Below are 15,842 nucleotides of genomic sequence, written 5' to 3'. Positions count from 1 at the left end.
GCGGACGGCGAAGTCGTGTGGTCCTGGCGCCGCGACCCTGGCGTCTATCCGGCCTGCCTGTGCGGGCTCGGCAACGGTGACAATAAAGGCCGCTCACCGGGGAGATCACGTATAAGCCGTAAACCATTGCGCGGGGAAAGTCGGGCTGTCTCGGCTGTACCTGTCAAATCCGTGTGCGTTCTTCCACTACCGTTGCACACGGTGCTACGGGCGCAGCCAGCGCCCGGCTTTCCCTGCGCCCTCTGTTCAAGAGGGAGCAACGAATTGGCAAGGCTCGAGCGAGAAACACGCTGCGAGAATGCTTTCGGCCGTTTGAAAACTGAATCCGCAAATTCCGCTGTCGTCCCGGACAAGCGAGCCAACGGGTCGCGCGAATGCGCGCCCGATGACAGGCTCCGCGAGCGCCGATCCGGGACCCATAAACACAGGACGCAGTTATGCGAAGGCTGGAGCTCCAGCTTGCTTCAACAACGCAACCCTGTGGTTATAGGCCCCGGCCTTCGCCGGGGCGACAGCGGAGCAAGCAGCGCGAGTTGCGCCTACCCCGCCTTCACCGCAAACGGCAGCGGCCTCCCCGCAAAGAACGCCTCCAAATTCGCCATCACGCAGTCCTGCATCGAGACATGACCTTCCAGCGTGTGGCCGCCGACATGCGGGGCGAGCACGACGTTGGGCAGCGCGGTCAACGCATCGGGCGCGTGCGGCTCCCCGGCGAAGACGTCGAGGCCGGCGCCGGCGATGGTCCTGTCGGTGAGGGCTGCGATCAACGCCGGCTGGTCGATCACCGAGCCGCGCGCGATGTTGACGACGTGTCCATCCGCGCCGAGCCGCCGCAAGATGTCGGCGCCCACGACGTGATGCGTCTCCCGCCCGGCGCGCACCGCGATAACAAGCACGCTGCACCAGTCGGCCAGCGCCTCCAGGCTCTCGAAATAACGGTACGGCAGGTCGTAGCGGCTGCGGCTGAAATAGCCGACCTCGCTCTCGAAGGCGGCGACGCGGGAAGCGATGCGGCGGCCGATCTCGCCCATGCCGTAGACGCCGACCTTGCGTCCGCCCATGCCGTTCTGCGGCCGCATCAGCGGCGAAGGCTTCGAGGCGGCCCAGCTGCCGTCGCGGACAAAGCCGTCGGCGACCAGGATGCGCCGCACGCTCGAAAGCGTCAGGGCGAGCGCCATGTCGGCGACGGAAGAAGCGTTGGCGCCGGGACTGTTGCCGACCGCGATGTTGCGCTCGGCGGCGGCCTTGAGGTCGACGCCGTCATAGCCGGTGCCGTAGCAGACGATGGCGCCGAGCCGCGGCAGGAGATCCATGACGTCGCCGCCGAGTTTTTGGCCGCCTGCGGCCAGCACGGCGCGAACGGAGCCGAGCTCGTCTGCCGAAAATACCTCGCCGGGCTTCTTCCCCGCCGCATCCATCAGCTCGTAGCACTGGCTGATGCGCACCATCTGCGATTTCGGGAAGCGGTGGAGGATCAGGACTTTTTCGGGCATCGCGGCCTCTTCCTTCAAACGAAAAAGGCGGAACCGGTTTCCCGGTCCCGCCCTCTAATCTTCATGCCTTCCGGCCGCACATCAGTCGTGCAGCGTGCCCGGCTCGACCTTCACGCCCGGTCCCATGGTGGAGGAGACCGCAACACGCTGGATGTAGGTACCCTTGGCGCCGGCGGGCTTGGCCTTGGCGACCGCATCCGCGAGCGCCTTGACGTTCTGCACCAGCTTTTCCTCGGAGAACGAGGCCTTGCCGACGCCGGCCTGCACGATGCCGGCCTTCTCGACGCGGAACTCGACCGAGCCGCCCTTGGCGCCCTTCACGGCTGTCGTGACGTCCATGGTCACGGTGCCGATCTTCGGGTTCGGCATCATGCCGCGGGGCCCGAGCACCTTACCGAGGCGGCCGACCAGCGGCATCATGTCGGGGGTGGCGATACAGCGATCGAAATCGATGTTGCCGCCCTGCACCTTCTCCACCAGGTCTTCGGCGCCGACCACGTCGGCCCCGGCAGCCTTGGCTTCTTCCGCTTTCGCACCGCGCGCGAACACGCCGACGCGCAGCGTGCGGCCGGTGCCGTTCGGCAGGGTGACGACGCCGCGGACCATCTGGTCGGCATGGCGCGGATCGACGCCGAGATTGATCGCGATCTCGATGGTCTCGTCGAACTTGGCCTTGGCGCGTGCCTTGACCATCTTGATGGCCTCGGCCAGCGGGTACATCTTTTCGCGATCGACGCCTTCGCGGGCGGACTTCAAACGTTTTCCGATTGCCATGGCGCCTTACCCCGCAACTTCCAGACCCATCGAACGGGCGGAGCCCTCGACCATCTTCATGGCCGATTCGATGCTGTCGCAATTGAGATCCTTCATCTTCTTCTCGGCGATCTCGCGCACCTGCGCGCGTGTCACCTTGCCGGCCTTGTCGCGACCCGGAGCTTTCGAGCCGGATTCGATATTGGCGGCCTTCTTGAGGAAGAAGGACATCGGCGGCGTCTTCATCTCGAAGGTGAAGGAACGATCCGCATAGATGGTGATGATCACCGGGATCGGGGTGTTCTTCTCTTCCTTCTGGGTCTGGGCGTTGAACGCCTTGCAGAACTCCATGATGTTCAGGCCGCGCTGACCAAGCGCGGGGCCGATCGGGGGCGACGGATTCGCAGCTCCCGCCGGCACCTGAAGCTTCAGGTATCCGGTCACTTTCTTTGCCATGTGTCACTCCTCATGCTGTTTCCGGACCATTCCGGAAACTTCACAGGACCGTGGTGCGGTTCGCATGACGGCTGGCAACCGTCAGTCCCCTTCCACGGCATTCCGGAGGCGTCGCCGCCCCCACTTCCGTCATGCCCGGACTTGATCCGGGCATCCATCCCATTTCGCAAAAACTTCTTGCGAAGCGGATGGATTGCCGGGCCTTCGCCGCGCCGAAGGGGCTTCGGCCCCGCAGGCGGGTCAAGCCCGGCAATGACAAGACGATCAGACCTTCTCGACCTGACCGAATTCCAGTTCGACCGGGGTCGCGCGGCCGAAGATCGACACCGCGACCTTCACGCGCGAACGCGCCTCGTCGATTTCCTCGACCACACCCGAGAACGAAGCGAACGGACCATCCGCCACGCGGACGTTCTCGCCGATCTCGAACGTCACCGACGCCTTCGGCCGCTCCACGCCCTCCTGCACCTGGTGCAGGATGCGCATGGCCTCGGTCTCGGAGATCGGCATCGGCTTGTTTTCGGCGCCGAGAAAGCCGGTCACCTTGGGCGTATTCTTGATCAGATGAAACGCCTCGTCGGTCAGCTTCATCTTCACCAGCACGTAGCCCGGGAAGAACTTGCGCTCGGCGTCGATCTTGCGGCCGCGGCGCACCTCGGTGACCTTCTCGGTCGGCACCAGCACCTGCTCGAACAATTCCTCGAGCCCGCGCTGCTTGGCCTGCTCGCGGATCGATTCCGCGACCTTCTTCTCGAAGTTCGAATAGGCGTGAACGATATACCAGCGCTTGTCCATAAGTTGAGTTCCGGCGCTCATCAGCGGATGCCCAGCAGAAATGTAACGAAATAGCGGATGATCAGGTCCGCGAACAAGAAGAAGACCGACGCCAGCGCCACCATGATGAACACCATGATGGTCGTGACGGTCACCTCACGGCGGGTCGGCCAGGTGACCTTGCCGGCCTCCGAGCGCACTTCCTGCAGGAATTTGAACGGGCTGAAAGCCATTCTGTCGATCCAAGGCCGTCGCGAGACGATGTTTGATTTTACGGGATTCCCGAGCAGCCGATATCAGCCCAGCCCTCGTCGGAAGGATGAGCCGCAAAACGAGCTCGATTGTCGGGGGAATTCAACGCCGCGCCGGAGATCCGAAAACGGGCCGGCAGCAGGTGGCGGGTATCTACTCGGTGGCGGGGCAAAGGTCAAGGTATGGGCGGGACCAAACTGTCCCGGCGGCGTTAAGTTCTGGCCCAACGGGCCGATCGATTTCAAGGGGTTAGCCGACTCCCTTGACGTTGCGGGAGATCAAGCCGGCTTTGCCGCGTTGGGCAAGATTGCCAATGCCCGCTGTCAGGAAGTCCCGATGCAAGCCATGGTTCTCGCCGCCCCCGGGGCGGCACTTACGATGCAAGAGCGTCCGGACGCCGTCCCCGGCGCCGGCGAGGTGCGCGTGAAAGTGAGCGCCTGCGGCGTCTGCCGGACCGATCTGCACGTCGTCGACGGCGAGCTGCCCGACATCCGCTATCCCATCGTGCCCGGTCACGAAGTCGTCGGCCGAATCGATGCGGTCGGGACCAGTGTCGCCGATCTGATGCCGGGCATGCGGGTCGGCGTGCCGTGGCTCGGCTGGACCTGCGGACACTGCGCCTATTGCGAGGAGGGCCGAGAAAATCTCTGCGACCGCCCGCAATTCACCGGCTATACCCGCGACGGCGGCTTTGCGACGCATCTCGTTGCCGACGCCCGCTATTGTTTTCCGCTCGGCGAGGATGGCGACGACGCGACGCTCGCTCCCCTTCTCTGTGCCGGGCTGATCGGCTGGCGGTCGCTGGCAATGGCTGGCGACGGCAAGCACATCGGCATCTACGGTTTTGGCGCGGCGGGCCACATCGTCGCGCAAGTTGCGCGGTGGCAAGACCGTTCGGTCTATGCCTTCACGCGCAACGGAGACGGCGAAGCGCAGGCCTTGGCGCGCGCGCTCGGCGCGGTCTGGGCCGGCGCCTCCGAAGATGCGCCGCCGGTGCCGCTCGATGCCGCGATCATCTATGCCCCCGTCGGCGCGCTGGTGCCGCTCGCCTTGCGCGCCGTGCGCAAAGGCGGCCGCGTGGTGTGCGCCGGCATTCACATGTCCGACATCCCGGCCTTCCCCTACAGCATCCTTTGGCAGGAGCGGCAGCTCGTCTCGGTCGCCAATCTGACCCGGCAGGACGGGATCGACTTCCTGAAGGTCGCGGCGCAGGCGAACATCAGAACGCACACGACGGTGTTTCCGCTGCAACGCGCCAACGAGGCGCTGGCGCAATTGCGCGAGGGAAAACTCGTTGGCGCTGCGGTGCTGCAACCGTGACCGCACCTCTGCAATCCAATGCGTCCGGACAGGACGAAGTTCTGGCGTTTCTCGCCGGCGGCGCCGGCACCGGCGTGCCAATGAAGCGCGTCGATACTCATATCTCGATCGTGTTCCTTGCCGCCGATCGCGTGTTGAAGATCAAGCGTGCGATCAGGCTACCTTTCCTCGACAACTCGACACTGGAGCGGCGCAGGCTCTGCTGCGAGCAGGAGCTCACCGTCAACGCCCGCAACGCGCCAGCAATCTATCGCCGGGTGGTGGCCGTCACCCGCGAAGCGGACGGGCTTGCGCTCGACGGCAAGGGGCCGCCGGTCGAGTGGGCGGTGGAAATGGCGCGCTTCGACGAGACGCGCACGCTCGACCATCTCGCCGCGGCGCGCGCCGTTCCGTCCGGCGCGGCGGACGCGCTGGTCGAAACGATGCGCACTTCCCATGCCGGCGCGCCGATTGCCAAGGGATCGCAATGGCCGGCTTCGGTCGCGACCATCATCGATCGCAACACCGACAAATTCCGCGAGCAGAGCGCGCTGCCAGCCGGCGAGGTCGACCGGCTGCACGAACTCAGTCACCGGCACCTGCGCAACCAACTCGCCCTGTTGCAACGGCGCGCCTCAGCCGGGCTGGTGCGGCGCTGCCATGGCGATGCGCATCTCGCCAACATCGTCATGATCGGCGAAAAGCCCGTCCTGTTCGACGCCATCGAATTCGATGCTGCAATGGCGACGACGGACCTGCTCTACGATCTCGCCTTCCCGATCATGGACTTCCTGCACTTTGGCGAAGCCGATGCGGCGAACCGCTTGCTCAACGGCTATTTGCAGTCCACCTGGCGCGAGCACGGCGACGGGCTGTCGCTGCTTCCGCTGTTCCTGTCCATCCGTGCCGCGGTCCGCGCACTGGTGTCGTTCACCAAGCACGAGCTTCGTCCGGACGATCCCTCCTGCCTCGCCGACGCGAAATCCTATTTCGCGCTGGCGCTGAAGCTGATCGCGCCGGGCAAGCCATCGCTGATCGCGATCGGCGGGCGCTCCGGAACCGGCAAGAGCGAGCTCGCCCGCGGCATCGCCGGACGGATCGCGCCGGCGCCCGGCGCGGTGCTGCTGCGCTCGGACGTCATCCGCAAGGAACTCGCCGGAGTCGATGTTCTGACGCGGCTGCCCGCGGCGGCCTATACAAGCGAAAGCGCGGACCGCGTCTATGGCGAGATGTTCGAGCGCGCCCGCAAAGTGCTGGCGCAGGGACACTCGGCCATCCTGGATGCGGCGTTCCTTACGGAGGCCGAGCGGACGACTGCCGCGGCAATCGCCCGCGCCGCCGGTATCGAATTCCACGGCGTCTTCCTGATCGCCACGCCCGATGTCCGCGCACGGCGCATCGGCTCGCGCCGCGCCGATGCGTCGGATGCGACGGAGGCGGTCGCGCTCGGACAGGAAGCCATCGACCTGGGCGCGATCGACTGGCCGCTCATCGAAGCGTCGGGATCGCCGGACGAAACGCTGGCGCGGGCTGCGCCGCATCTATCTCCATCCTAGGATTGCAGCACATATTGACCGGGAGCATCCATCAAAGTCCCCTGCTTCGTTCCCAGCGGCGGCGCGGCGGCGGGCGCGCCGGAATGCTGGCTCAGAAAGTGCACCCATTCCGGCCACCACGAACCCTCATGCTTCGCCGCGTGACCGAGCCACTCGTCGGGGCCGAGATATGGCGCATCGGCCATCTTGCCGAGCACCTGGTAGCTGTGCCCCGCCTCGCCCGGCGGCGCGACGATGCCGGCGTTGTGGCCGCCGCTGGCCAGCACATAGGTGATGTCGGCGTCGGCCGCGAGGTAGTTGATCTTGTAGGTCGAGCGCCATGGCGCCACGTGATCGCGCAGTGTGCCCACCACGAACATCGGGGCGTGAAGGTCGGACAGCGAGACCAGGTCGCAGCCGGCGCAGTAGCGGCCTTCCGCCAGCTCGTTGTTGAGGAACAGCCGGCGCAGATACTCGGAATGCATCCGGTAGGGCATGCGCGTGGCGTCCGCATTCCACGACATCAGGTCGTTCGGCACGGCGCGCTCACCCATCAGATAGGCGCGGACCGCGCGCGACCAGATCAGGTCGTTGGAGCGCAGGATCCGGAAGGCGCCGGCCATCTGCTCGGTGCCGAGCACGCCGCGCTCCCACATCATGTCCTCGAGGAAGGCGACCTGGCTCTCGTTGATGAAAAGCGTCAGCTCGCCCGCTTCGGTGAAATCGGTCTGCGCCGCCAGCAGCGTCAGCGAGCGCAGGCAATCCGGCCGCGTCGTGGCGAGGTGCGCGGCGGCGATCGAGAGCAGCGTGCCGCCGAGGCAATAGCCCGCCGCGTGGATCGGCTGTCCCGGCACGATCGAATTGATCGCGGCAATCGAAGCGTCGATGCCGAGCTTGCGATAATCCTCCAGGCCGAGTTCGCGATCCTCCTCCGTCGGATTGCGCCAGGAGATCATGAACACCGTAAATCCCTGCCCGACGAGGTAGCGCACCAGCGAATTGTGCGGCGACAGATCGAGGATGTAGTACTTCATGATCCAGGCCGGCACGATCAGCACCGGCTCGGGGCGGACTTCCGCCGTCTGTGGCGCATACTGGATCAGTTCGATCAGCCGGTTGCGATAGACCACCTTGCCGGGCGCGGTCGCAACGTCCTTGCCGACGGCGAACGGCCTCGCCTCGCCGCGCGCGGCCGATTCGAGCAGCGCGTGCGCATCCTCGAGCCAATTGTGCAGGCCGGCGGCGAGATTGCCGCCCCCGGTTTCCATGGTTCTTCGCCAGACCTCCGGATTGCCGAAGGCGAAATTGGATGGCGCCGCCATGTCCAGACACTGCCGCATCGCAAAGTCGGCAATCGCCGCATTCGCTTGCGACAGCCCGCGCACGCCGGAGGCGGCGGAATGCCACCATTGCTCGGTGAGCAGGAAGGCCTGTGCCATCATGTTGAAGGGCGGCAGCTCCCAGTCGGGTGCCGAGAAGCGGCGGTCGGCGGGTGCGGGCCCGATCAGAGACCAGGGCGCGAATTTCGCATTGGGAAGGGCCAAAGCCTGGGCGAAACGATAGCTGCTGCGCGCAGCTTCGCCCGCGAGCGCGAGCTGCTTGCCGGGCGATGCCGCCAGGTGCAGCTGCCAGTCGGCAAAGGCCAGCGCCAGCGCCGCCGGCGAAACGCCGCCGGTGAAGCGCGCGATGGTGGCGTGCAGCGAACGGTCGATCGCATCGGCAATCGACGGCGACACGGGTGGAGCGCACGCACACGGCCCCTCCGGCACGACGGATGCCTGAACGGGGAACGGCACGAGTTGCTGGCTGGCAGAGGCGCGCGGTTTCATCGCGACGCTCCTTTACTCGAGGCCGAAGCGGCGTCGGCCGAGCGCGATGATCTCGCGGTCGGTCGGATGGTCGCTGGCCTCGACGTGCAGCCGGTTCGCGGCCAGGTCTGTGCGATTCTCCTGCAGATACTGCAGCAATGCTGCCTTTTCGATCCCCGGTCCGACGATCAGAATGTCGCGGCAGAACAGCAAGGACTCCGCCACCGTCGGCAGGAAGCTCCTGTCCTCCTCGGCACGGCCGGAGCCGATGCTGTTGGCCTTGTGATGCAGATGGGCCGAGGAAGGATTCGCATGCAAGACCACCTCGCCGACACCCGCCAGTCCCATCGGAAAGATCTTCGCCGTCAGGTGATCGATCCAGACCACGGCATGGGCGTGCTCGATGTCGGCCGGTTTTGCGCTGGCTTTGGTCATGGTCGATTTCCGTCCTCGAATTGGCATCGCGACAGGCGCTGCATCTGCCTAAAAAACTTAGGCCTTCGGCATCGCCTGCCACTTGATTTGGCTCAATCCGCGGCAGATCGGCAGGGCTAGAAGAAGCCAGGCGCGCAATACTTTCCGATGGAGCGGCACATGTACAAAAACCTTCTGGTCAGCATTCCCACCGAACGTTCGCCGCAGCCCGTGATCGACGGCGCGATCTCGCTCGCGGCGCGTTGTCAGGCGCAGCTCGACGCGGTGTCGGTCGGCTATGAATCCTCCAGCCTGCCGCTGGTCGCCGAAGGCGGCGCAGCGGTCGCCTCGATTTTCGAGGTCGAGCGCGAAAAGGCGCTGGAGCGCGCCCATGCCGCGCTTGCCGTGTTCGAGGCAGAGGCCAAACGCGCCGGACTGGTCCATTCCAGCCGCGCCATCAGCGCATTGCAGGGCGAGGCCGCCGCCATCCTCGGGGCCACGGCGCGGCTTTACGACCTCGCGGTCGTGGCGCAGCCGGAATTCGCGCGCGATACGTTCGACAACACGCTGTCCCAGGAAATCCTGTTCCAGTCGGGCGGTCCGGTGCTGTTCATGCCCTATACCTTCAAAGGTGCGTTCCAGGTCAAGCGCGTCGGTATCTGCTGGGACGGCAGCCGGCTCGCCGCGCGCGCGGTGCGCGACGCCATGCCGCTGCTCGAGCAGGCCCAGGCGATCACGATCATCACCATCAACGCGGCGAACGTTCCCGCCGATGCCACCGCGGCGCACCTGGTGCGCTACCTGGCGCGGCTGGGGGTGCCGACCGAGATCGACAGCCTGAAGACCGAGAAGGCCAACATCCAGTCCAGCATCCTGTCGCTGGCGGCCGACGAGAGCCTCAACCTGCTCGTGATGGGCGGTTATGGCCACTCCCGCCTGAAGGAAACGGTATTCGGCGGCGTCACCCGCGACATGCTGGAGTCGATGACGGTGCCGACGCTGATGTCGCACTGAGCGGCCGGGCAGCGAGCAAAGGAAGACGACATGCTGGCGTGGATCATCCGTAGCCTGTTGTTCCTGGCGGCGCCGATCGCTGCCCTGTTCGTCTCGCGCGATGCGCTCAATTTTGGCGTTGTCGAAATGCTGGTTGCGGTTATCCTGATCGTCGGTCTTGCGCTGGCTGCGGCGGCATGGACGCTGCGGCGAACGCCGCTCGCCGACAAACCCGGGAAGTGAGGCGCCGATGCCCTTCTTCGAGATCAAGTACATCAAGAAGCTTTGCGACGATTCCGGCCACGAGCACGACACCTGCCAGAGCGTGACCATGGTGGAGGCGCCGACCGCGCATGAGGCGCTCCGGCTCGCCGAAGTGCAGGTCTGCGGCAAGCGGCACCTTGCCGACTGGACCATCTTTGCGGACGCCGTCGAATTGCGCGCCACCTCGCCGCTCAGCCCCGCCGGACACGGCTGATCGAGCTTTCCGCCCGCGATCGATATTTCCGCTAAGTGATTGAAAAGATGGCAGGAGTGGCAGGGCTCGAACCTGCGACCCCCGGTTTTGGAGACCGGTGCTCTACCAATTGAGCTACACTCCTGCAGGGAACCTGGCGTCGCCGCCGGTTCGCGCCGTTTCAAGCATAGGCCATGCCCGGATTGCAAGTGCCAAGCGACCGAGCCCGCTGTCAGGTCGCCCGCCGCAACAACCAATTGCGGTAGTCCTGTGCATAGCGGTCGGTCACCTGATCGACGACAGCTCGACTGGCGGCACTATCCGCTGCCGCCTGCACTGCGGCCCCAAGCACCCCCTGCCCGGCCATCAAGAACGACCGCATTTCGGGATAGGCGATGATCACCGCGCCCGTTTTCGCGTCCACCAGATTGGCGTCCGCCGTCATTTCGCGGGCCCCACCAACCATGACGCGCTGCATGGCCGACGGAAGCGCAAAGTTCTTGACGATAATGTCGAGCCGAACCGGCCGCGCCCCATTGAGCTGCCCGGCCATCGCCTGCTCGACGCTCGCCTTGACGCGCGGCGCAAGCATTTTCCGCACGTAGGCCTTGGCCTCCGGCGTGTCCATCGCCTTGCCGATCTCGTCATCGGGAATCGCCTTGGAAGCTGCGTAAGCGCGGACGCTTTCGTCCCACAGCACCCTCGCATCCGGCGTAAAGCTGACGGTCACCCCTGCCAGCCTCATGCTCGAAACATCGTTTGCCGTCAGTGAATTCTCGACGGTCTTGCAGCCCACAAGCGCGAGCGCTCCTCCAAGCACGGCAAGCCGCGCCAGCCCCCCAAATATCCCCACGGAAATGCTCCTCTGCCCCGCAAAGCTACTCTTAATTGTCTCGAAACAGTTGCGCAACTCCCGTTCCGGTTCTGCAACGGGGACACTGATGCCGTGCAGGAAATGCGCTGTTCAAACCAAAGCTTCTGCGCCAGACTTTGTCCCAAGCTGAAACAAAAAACCCGCGGGAGAGACCATGAACGCGCAAGCTGCCGCCCTGAAGACATCCGCCCCGCAAACGCCGTCCCTCCCCCAGGCCAAACCGGAGGCGATCGGGCTCTCCGGCGCGCGGCTGCAGAAGCTCTCGGACGCGTTCAAGCGCGAGGTCGACAGGGGCACCCTGCCCGGCGCGACCGTCCTGGTGGCACGCAAGGGCCAGATCGGCTGGTTCGACGCGATCGGCCGGCAGAGCCCGGCCGCTTCGGCGCCGATGGCGCATGACACGATCTTCCGCATTTTCTCCATGACCAAGCCGATCGTCTCGATCGGCATCATGCAGTTGCTGGAGGACGGCCATTTCCTGCTGAGCGATCCCGTCGCCAAGTTCATTCCGGAGTTTTCCGAGACCAAGGTCGGCGTCGAGAACAACGGCAAGCTCGAGCTTGTGCCGGCCAGGCGGCAGATGACGGTGCAGGACCTGCTGCGGCACACCTCCGGCCTCACCTACGACCACACCGGCAATGGCCCCGTGCAGCAGCTCTACAATGAGTCTCGACTGCGCAGCCGCAAGATCAGCAATGCAGAGCACGCCACCATGCTCGCCGCCATCCCGCTGGCCTGCCAGCCCGGCACGGACTGGAACTACAGCCGCTCCACCGACATCCTCGGCCGCATCATCGAGGTCGTCAGCGGCAAGCCGCTCGGCGCGTTCCTGACCGAGCGCATCCTGGCGCCGCTGCAGATGACGGAGACCGCCTTCTTCACCGGCGAAGCGAATGCCGGGCGGCTGGCCGAGCCCTTCGCGAAGGACCCGTGGAACGGCGAGGAGGTCAAGCTCTTCAACATGCTCGAGAAGCCGGTGATGGAATCCGGCGGCGGTGGGCTGGTGTCGACCACCATGGACTATGCACGCTTCTGCGCGATGCTGCTGGGTGGCGGCTCGCTCGACGGCAACAGGATCGTCGGGCGCAAGACGCTGGAGTTGATGGCTTCCGACCATCTGGCGCCTGATGTCGTGATCAAGGGCGACCTGGTGCCGGCGGGCCACCGCTTCGGCCTCGGCTTTGCCATGCGCACGGAAGCCGGCATTGCCCCCTTCCTGGGATCGACGGGACAATTCTTCTGGAGCGGCATGGCGGGCACATTCTTCTGGATCGACCCAAGGGAAGAGCTGTTCGCCGTCTTCATGATGCAGGGCCCGGGCCAGCGGCAGTACACCCGCTCGCTGGTGCGCAATCTGGTGTACGCGGCGGTGGAGTGACGTCCGGTTGAAACGCTCACCGCATCGGCGTGAGCGTTTCGTTTCCATGCGCGCCCGACGTCATGTGGACCCAGCGGCCCTTCATGCTGTTGTCCGGGGAGAGCTGATAGACCACGAGGTATTCGCCCACATAGACGGCGGCGGAGTGATCGCCTTTGAGCATGTCGCCGATGACCGTCGAGAATTGTTCGCCCAGCAGAACTCCTTTGCCCGAATAGGTGTGCCTCGTATCCGAGTTGAAGCAAGAGACTTCGTAGATCGTGTCGACGGCCTTCAAGGTACATGTCCCGACATAGGGCCGATCGTTCTCCCCGACGCCCTTGCCCGCCATCACGTATTCGCCCGACACATCCTTTTGCGCCGCCTGCGCAGGGCCAGGCAAGCTGAGCAATATCGCCGCGGCCGCGGCGCCCCTCCATACGCTGCGCATCTTCATCTCCGTACGGTGCCAAGACTGCATCGAAGGTACGGGCAGAGCGGCAACGCGTTACGGTCACGACTTCCGTCTTGCGCATCACGAATTTGCGAGCGCGGCCGGCCCCCGATCAGCTGATCGTCGCGCCGCCGTCGATCACCACGGTCTGGCCGGTCATGAAGTCGCCGGCGGCGGAACCCATGAACACGGCGGCGCCGGCGATCTCGTCGGGGGTGCCGATGCGCAGCAGCGGCGAGCGCGCGGTCGAGGCCTTCAGGTTCTCCGGATTGTCCCACAACGCCTTGGCGAAATCGGTCTTGATCAGGCCCGGCGCGATGCAATTCACGCGGATGTTGTGCTTGCCGTATTCGCAGGCGAGGTTACGCGCGAGCTGCATGTCGGCGGCCTTCGAGATCGCGTAGGCGCCGAGGATGGTCGAGCCCTTCAGGCCGCCGACCGAGGAGACGATGATGATCGAGCCGTCCTTGCGCTCGATCATCTGCGGCACCACCATCGAGATCAGCCAGTTGTTGGCGACGATGTTGTTGTCGAGGATCTTCCGGAACTGATCGTCGGAAATGCCGGCCAGCGGACCGTAATACGGATTCGACGCGGCGTTGCAGACCAGCACGTCGATCTTGCCGAAGGCGCGGTTGCTCTCGTCGACGAGGTTCTGCAGGTTTTCCTTGGACGAGATGTTGGCGGCGATCGCGACCGCGGTGCCCTTGCCGAACTTGTCGTTGATCTCCTTGGCCACCTGGTCGCAGACGTCGGCCTTGCGCGAGGAGATCACCACCTTGGCGCCGTGCTCGGCCATGCGCTCGGCAATCGCCCGGCCGATGCCGCGCGTCGAGCCGGTGATGACGGCGACTTTACCCTTCATGTCGAACAAGCTCATGTCTCTCTCCCCTGAGGCTTCGGCGATTGCGCCGGTTTCGTTTCGAGTCAGGCCAGTTTGGTCTGCACGACTTCCGGACCGGCCGGCTGATGCATCGCGGCGTGTCGGGCGTCGGCCATCCAGGGCTGCTGGTTGACCATCGGCAGGCGCCAGACGCTGCGGCCGTTGTCCGCAAAATGGTCGAGCCGCGTCACCGAGCAATTGTCGATGTCGAACGCGAGCCCCTTGTCGGGCTGGCCGCCGAGCGCGAGGCCGACCGCAGCCCTGATGGTGCCGCCGTGTGCGACCGCGATGACATCCCTGCCCGCTTCCGCCGCGGTGATGCGCCTGATCGCGTCGCAAGTACGGTTATAGAGATCGAGAAAGCTTTCGCCGCCCGGCGCGGGCTGATCGACTTCCGCGAACCAGTGGCCGCCGAGCGGAAGACTGGCGAGGAACGCCTTGCGATTCATGCCCTGCCATTGCCCTAGATTTTGTTCGGCGAACGCCGCCTCGCGCGCCATCGTCGCCGGCCGCGGAAATCCGGCTGCCCAGATCGCTTCCGCCGTTTGATGCGTGCGCTGCAGGTTGCTCGCGTACCAAACGGCGCTGCGCGGAAGAATCTTGGCGACCGCCTCGAACACTTCGGTGTCGCCGCAATCGCACTCGATATCCCACTGGCCGTAGATGTTGCCGCCGTCGCTGCGCACCGGCGCGTGGCGAATCCACCACCAGCGCGTCACGGCAACATGAGGCTTGTTGTTATTGGACATCCATAAAACCCTTCACTAGTGTCGTCCTACGTCAGAGCACACATCGTCTCAAGTGACTTTGCCGTTTGAAATCTTGTTTGAAATTCCGCTGCGCGGCAAGCGTCGGCGCAAGCAGCTGTCAGGGAGAAACTCATGGGCCGCCTCGAAGGCAAATCTGTCGTGATCACCGGCGCCGGCAGCGGCATTGGACGGGCGGCCTCGCTGCTGTTCACGAAAGAAGGCGCAAAGCTGATCGCGGTGGACAAGACCGAAGGCGTCAAGGAGACCGCAAAGCTCGTGAGCGACGCCGGCGGCACCGTGGAAGCCGTGATGGCGGATGCTGGCGTCGAGGCCGACGTGAAGGCGTTCATCGACAAGGCGGTGGCGAAATACGGCAAGCTCGATGCGATCTGGGCCAATGCCGGCGTCAGCGGCGGCCTGGTGCCGCTCGCCGACCAGACGGTCGAGCATTGGCAGGAGGTGCTGCGAGTCAATCTGATCGGACCGTTCCTCGCCATCAAGCATTCGATCCCGCACATGACCAGGCAAGGCCACGGCTCGATCGTGTGCACGGCCTCGGTGGCCGGCCTGAAGTCCGGCGCCAGCGGACATCCCTACGCCGCCAGCAAGGCCGGCGTCATCAGCCTTGTGCAGACCACCGCCTATTCGCTCTCCGGCACCGGCGTGCGCATCAACGCGGTGTGCCCCGGCCTGATCGAGAGCGGCATGACCAAGCCGATCTTCGACAATGCCAAGCAACGCGGCACCGATCACAAGATCGGCCAGCTCAATCCGCTGAAGCGTCCCGGCCAGCCGCATGAGCTCGCGGCGATGGGACTGTTTCTGGCGAGCGACGAGGCGAGTTACGTCAATGGTCAGGCGATCCCGGTGGACGGCGGCCTCACGGCATCGATGCCGTATACGGGCAAGCCGATTTAGGCCCAACTCACGCAACTTGCTCCGCTGTCGCCCCGGCGAACGCCGGGGCCCATAACCACAGGATTAGTGTTGAAGCAAGCTGGAGCTCCAGCCTTCGCATAACTACGTCCTGTGGTTATGGGTCCCGGATCGGCGCTCGCTACGCTCGCTTGTCCGGGACGACAGCGGAGTTTGCCTATCAGTTTTCAAACAGCCGAAAATACTCCCGCGACGCGATTTCGCCCGGGTCTTGCTATTTCGTTTGCTCCCTCTTGAATAGAGGGCGCGGAGAAGGCCGGGCGCCGGCTGCGCCCGCAGCACCGTGTGCAACGGTAGTAAGAAAACGCACACGGATTTGACAGGTACAGCCAGGACATCCCGACCTTCCCCGCGC

The 15,842-nt window shown here is 65.0% G+C and carries 18 protein-coding genes and 1 tRNA gene; 7 read left to right on the top strand and 12 right to left on the bottom strand.

From position 1 onward, the window contains the following. Positions 1 to 539 precede the first annotated feature (539 nt). From ACT4OC_RS00655 to secE, 5 genes are all read right to left on the bottom strand, one after another. Positions 540 to 1,493, bottom strand: coding sequence for a 2-hydroxyacid dehydrogenase (locus ACT4OC_RS00655; protein WP_444837168.1), 954 nt, complete (start codon positions 1,491 to 1,493; stop codon positions 540 to 542). A gap of 81 nt (positions 1,494 to 1,574) precedes the next feature. Next, a complete protein-coding gene (gene rplA, locus ACT4OC_RS00650; protein ID WP_444837167.1) occupies positions 1,575 to 2,267 on the bottom strand; it encodes a 50S ribosomal protein L1 in 693 nt (230 codons plus the stop codon). Between the two features lie 6 nt (positions 2,268 to 2,273). Next, positions 2,274 to 2,702, bottom strand: coding sequence for a 50S ribosomal protein L11 (gene rplK, locus ACT4OC_RS00645; protein WP_444837166.1), 429 nt, complete (start codon positions 2,700 to 2,702; stop codon positions 2,274 to 2,276). Positions 2,703 to 2,966: 264 nt separating this feature from the next. Further along, positions 2,967 to 3,497: a transcription termination/antitermination protein NusG gene (gene nusG / locus ACT4OC_RS00640; protein ID WP_444837165.1), complete on the bottom strand. Its 531-nt coding sequence runs from the start codon at positions 3,495 to 3,497 to the stop codon at positions 2,967 to 2,969. 20 nt (positions 3,498 to 3,517) lie between these two features. Beyond that, positions 3,518 to 3,709, bottom strand: coding sequence for a preprotein translocase subunit SecE (gene secE / locus ACT4OC_RS00635; RefSeq protein WP_444837164.1), 192 nt, complete (start codon positions 3,707 to 3,709; stop codon positions 3,518 to 3,520). 355 nt (positions 3,710 to 4,064) lie between these two features. Here secE and ACT4OC_RS00630 point away from each other — a divergent pair, with 355 nt between their 5' ends. Together ACT4OC_RS00630 and ACT4OC_RS00625 are read left to right on the top strand one after the other, a co-directional pair. Continuing rightward, positions 4,065 to 5,048: a zinc-dependent alcohol dehydrogenase family protein gene (locus tag ACT4OC_RS00630; RefSeq protein WP_444837163.1), complete on the top strand. Its 984-nt coding sequence runs from the start codon at positions 4,065 to 4,067 to the stop codon at positions 5,046 to 5,048. Then, positions 5,045 to 6,583, top strand: a complete 1,539-nt coding sequence (locus ACT4OC_RS00625) for a bifunctional aminoglycoside phosphotransferase/ATP-binding protein (protein ID WP_444837162.1) — start codon at positions 5,045 to 5,047, stop codon at positions 6,581 to 6,583. The genes ACT4OC_RS00630 and ACT4OC_RS00625 overlap by 4 nt, the downstream gene beginning before the upstream one ends. Here ACT4OC_RS00625 and ACT4OC_RS00620 read toward each other — a convergent pair. Further along, on the bottom strand, positions 6,580 to 8,391 hold the full coding sequence (locus tag ACT4OC_RS00620; protein ID WP_444837161.1) for a PHA/PHB synthase family protein: 1,812 nt from the start codon (positions 8,389 to 8,391) through the stop codon (positions 6,580 to 6,582). The genes ACT4OC_RS00625 and ACT4OC_RS00620 overlap by 4 nt on opposite strands. 12 nt (positions 8,392 to 8,403) lie before the next feature. After that, the gene (locus tag ACT4OC_RS00615; protein WP_444837160.1) at positions 8,404 to 8,805 is read right to left on the bottom strand and encodes a hypothetical protein; all 402 of its coding nucleotides are present in this window, start codon (positions 8,803 to 8,805) and stop codon (positions 8,404 to 8,406) included. 159 nt (positions 8,806 to 8,964) lie between these two features. Here ACT4OC_RS00615 and ACT4OC_RS00610 point away from each other — a divergent pair, with 159 nt between their 5' ends. From ACT4OC_RS00610 to ACT4OC_RS00600, 3 genes are read left to right on the top strand one after another with little or no spacing between them, the layout of a single operon-like run. Beyond that, complete coding sequence (locus tag ACT4OC_RS00610; protein ID WP_444837159.1) at positions 8,965 to 9,798, top strand: universal stress protein; 834 nt, start codon at positions 8,965 to 8,967, stop codon at positions 9,796 to 9,798. Between the two features lie 30 nt (positions 9,799 to 9,828). Then, positions 9,829 to 10,020: a hypothetical protein gene (locus ACT4OC_RS00605; protein WP_444837158.1), complete on the top strand. Its 192-nt coding sequence runs from the start codon at positions 9,829 to 9,831 to the stop codon at positions 10,018 to 10,020. Positions 10,021 to 10,027: 7 nt separating this feature from the next. After that, complete coding sequence (locus ACT4OC_RS00600) at positions 10,028 to 10,255, top strand: hypothetical protein (RefSeq protein ID WP_444837157.1); 228 nt, start codon at positions 10,028 to 10,030, stop codon at positions 10,253 to 10,255. A 48-nt stretch (positions 10,256 to 10,303) separates the two neighbouring features. On the opposite strand, the gene ACT4OC_RS00595 is transcribed toward ACT4OC_RS00600, so the two are convergent. Further along, positions 10,304 to 10,379: transfer RNA gene (locus ACT4OC_RS00595), tRNA-Trp, on the bottom strand. An 87-nt stretch (positions 10,380 to 10,466) separates the two neighbouring features. Further along, complete coding sequence (locus tag ACT4OC_RS00590) at positions 10,467 to 11,144, bottom strand: DUF6778 family protein (protein ID WP_444837156.1); 678 nt, start codon at positions 11,142 to 11,144, stop codon at positions 10,467 to 10,469. Between the two features lie 118 nt (positions 11,145 to 11,262). Between ACT4OC_RS00590 and ACT4OC_RS00585 the strand changes: the two genes are divergently transcribed. Then, the gene (locus tag ACT4OC_RS00585; RefSeq protein ID WP_444837155.1) at positions 11,263 to 12,486 is read left to right on the top strand and encodes a serine hydrolase domain-containing protein; all 1,224 of its coding nucleotides are present in this window, start codon (positions 11,263 to 11,265) and stop codon (positions 12,484 to 12,486) included. A gap of 16 nt (positions 12,487 to 12,502) precedes the next feature. Here the strand turns inward: ACT4OC_RS00585 and ACT4OC_RS00580 are convergent, their stop codons facing one another. The 3 genes from ACT4OC_RS00580 to ACT4OC_RS00570 all read right to left on the bottom strand — a co-directional run bounded on the left by ACT4OC_RS00580 (position 12,503) and on the right by ACT4OC_RS00570 (position 14,551). Next, entirely contained in the window at positions 12,503 to 12,916 is a 414-nt protein-coding gene (locus tag ACT4OC_RS00580) for a hypothetical protein (RefSeq protein ID WP_444837154.1), read from the bottom strand. 115 nt (positions 12,917 to 13,031) lie between these two features. Next, the gene (locus ACT4OC_RS00575) at positions 13,032 to 13,799 is read right to left on the bottom strand and encodes an SDR family NAD(P)-dependent oxidoreductase (protein WP_444837153.1); all 768 of its coding nucleotides are present in this window, start codon (positions 13,797 to 13,799) and stop codon (positions 13,032 to 13,034) included. Between the two features lie 47 nt (positions 13,800 to 13,846). Beyond that, positions 13,847 to 14,551: a histidine phosphatase family protein gene (locus ACT4OC_RS00570; protein WP_444837152.1), complete on the bottom strand. Its 705-nt coding sequence runs from the start codon at positions 14,549 to 14,551 to the stop codon at positions 13,847 to 13,849. Positions 14,552 to 14,683: 132 nt separating this feature from the next. On the opposite strand from ACT4OC_RS00570, the gene ACT4OC_RS00565 reads away from it, so the two are divergent. After that, on the top strand, positions 14,684 to 15,469 hold the full coding sequence (locus ACT4OC_RS00565; protein ID WP_444837151.1) for an SDR family NAD(P)-dependent oxidoreductase: 786 nt from the start codon (positions 14,684 to 14,686) through the stop codon (positions 15,467 to 15,469). The last annotated feature ends 373 nt before the right edge of the window (positions 15,470 to 15,842 follow it).

Origin of the sequence: Bradyrhizobium sp. (assembly GCF_052389815.1) — a bacterium.
Taxonomy (GTDB): Bacteria; Pseudomonadota; Alphaproteobacteria; order Rhizobiales; family Xanthobacteraceae; genus Bradyrhizobium.
This window is presented reverse-complemented; position numbering and strand designations above follow the sequence as displayed.

Bases quoted from the DNA above. Each gene is read 5' to 3' on its own strand.
- ACT4OC_RS00655 (WP_444837168.1), bottom strand. From the start codon at position 1,493: ATGCCCGAAAAAGTCCTGATCCTCCACCGCTTCCCGAAATCGCAGATG.
- rplA (WP_444837167.1), bottom strand. From the start codon at position 2,267: ATGGCAATCGGAAAACGTTTGAAGTCCGCCCGCGAAGGCGTCGATCGC.
- rplK (WP_444837166.1), bottom strand. From the start codon at position 2,702: ATGGCAAAGAAAGTGACCGGATACCTGAAGCTTCAGGTGCCGGCGGGA.
- nusG (WP_444837165.1), bottom strand. From the start codon at position 3,497: ATGGACAAGCGCTGGTATATCGTTCACGCCTATTCGAACTTCGAGAAG.
- secE (WP_444837164.1), bottom strand. From the start codon at position 3,709: ATGGCTTTCAGCCCGTTCAAATTCCTGCAGGAAGTGCGCTCGGAGGCC.
- ACT4OC_RS00630 (WP_444837163.1), top strand. From the start codon at position 4,065: ATGCAAGCCATGGTTCTCGCCGCCCCCGGGGCGGCACTTACGATGCAA.
- ACT4OC_RS00620 (WP_444837161.1), bottom strand. From the start codon at position 8,391: ATGAAACCGCGCGCCTCTGCCAGCCAGCAACTCGTGCCGTTCCCCGTT.
- ACT4OC_RS00615 (WP_444837160.1), bottom strand. From the start codon at position 8,805: ATGACCAAAGCCAGCGCAAAACCGGCCGACATCGAGCACGCCCATGCC.
- ACT4OC_RS00610 (WP_444837159.1), top strand. From the start codon at position 8,965: ATGTACAAAAACCTTCTGGTCAGCATTCCCACCGAACGTTCGCCGCAG.
- ACT4OC_RS00605 (WP_444837158.1), top strand. From the start codon at position 9,829: ATGCTGGCGTGGATCATCCGTAGCCTGTTGTTCCTGGCGGCGCCGATC.
- ACT4OC_RS00600 (WP_444837157.1), top strand. From the start codon at position 10,028: ATGCCCTTCTTCGAGATCAAGTACATCAAGAAGCTTTGCGACGATTCC.
- ACT4OC_RS00585 (WP_444837155.1), top strand. From the start codon at position 11,263: ATGAACGCGCAAGCTGCCGCCCTGAAGACATCCGCCCCGCAAACGCCG.
- ACT4OC_RS00580 (WP_444837154.1), bottom strand. From the start codon at position 12,916: ATGCGCAGCGTATGGAGGGGCGCCGCGGCCGCGGCGATATTGCTCAGC.
- ACT4OC_RS00575 (WP_444837153.1), bottom strand. From the start codon at position 13,799: ATGAGCTTGTTCGACATGAAGGGTAAAGTCGCCGTCATCACCGGCTCG.
- ACT4OC_RS00570 (WP_444837152.1), bottom strand. From the start codon at position 14,551: ATGTCCAATAACAACAAGCCTCATGTTGCCGTGACGCGCTGGTGGTGG.
- ACT4OC_RS00565 (WP_444837151.1), top strand. From the start codon at position 14,684: ATGGGCCGCCTCGAAGGCAAATCTGTCGTGATCACCGGCGCCGGCAGC.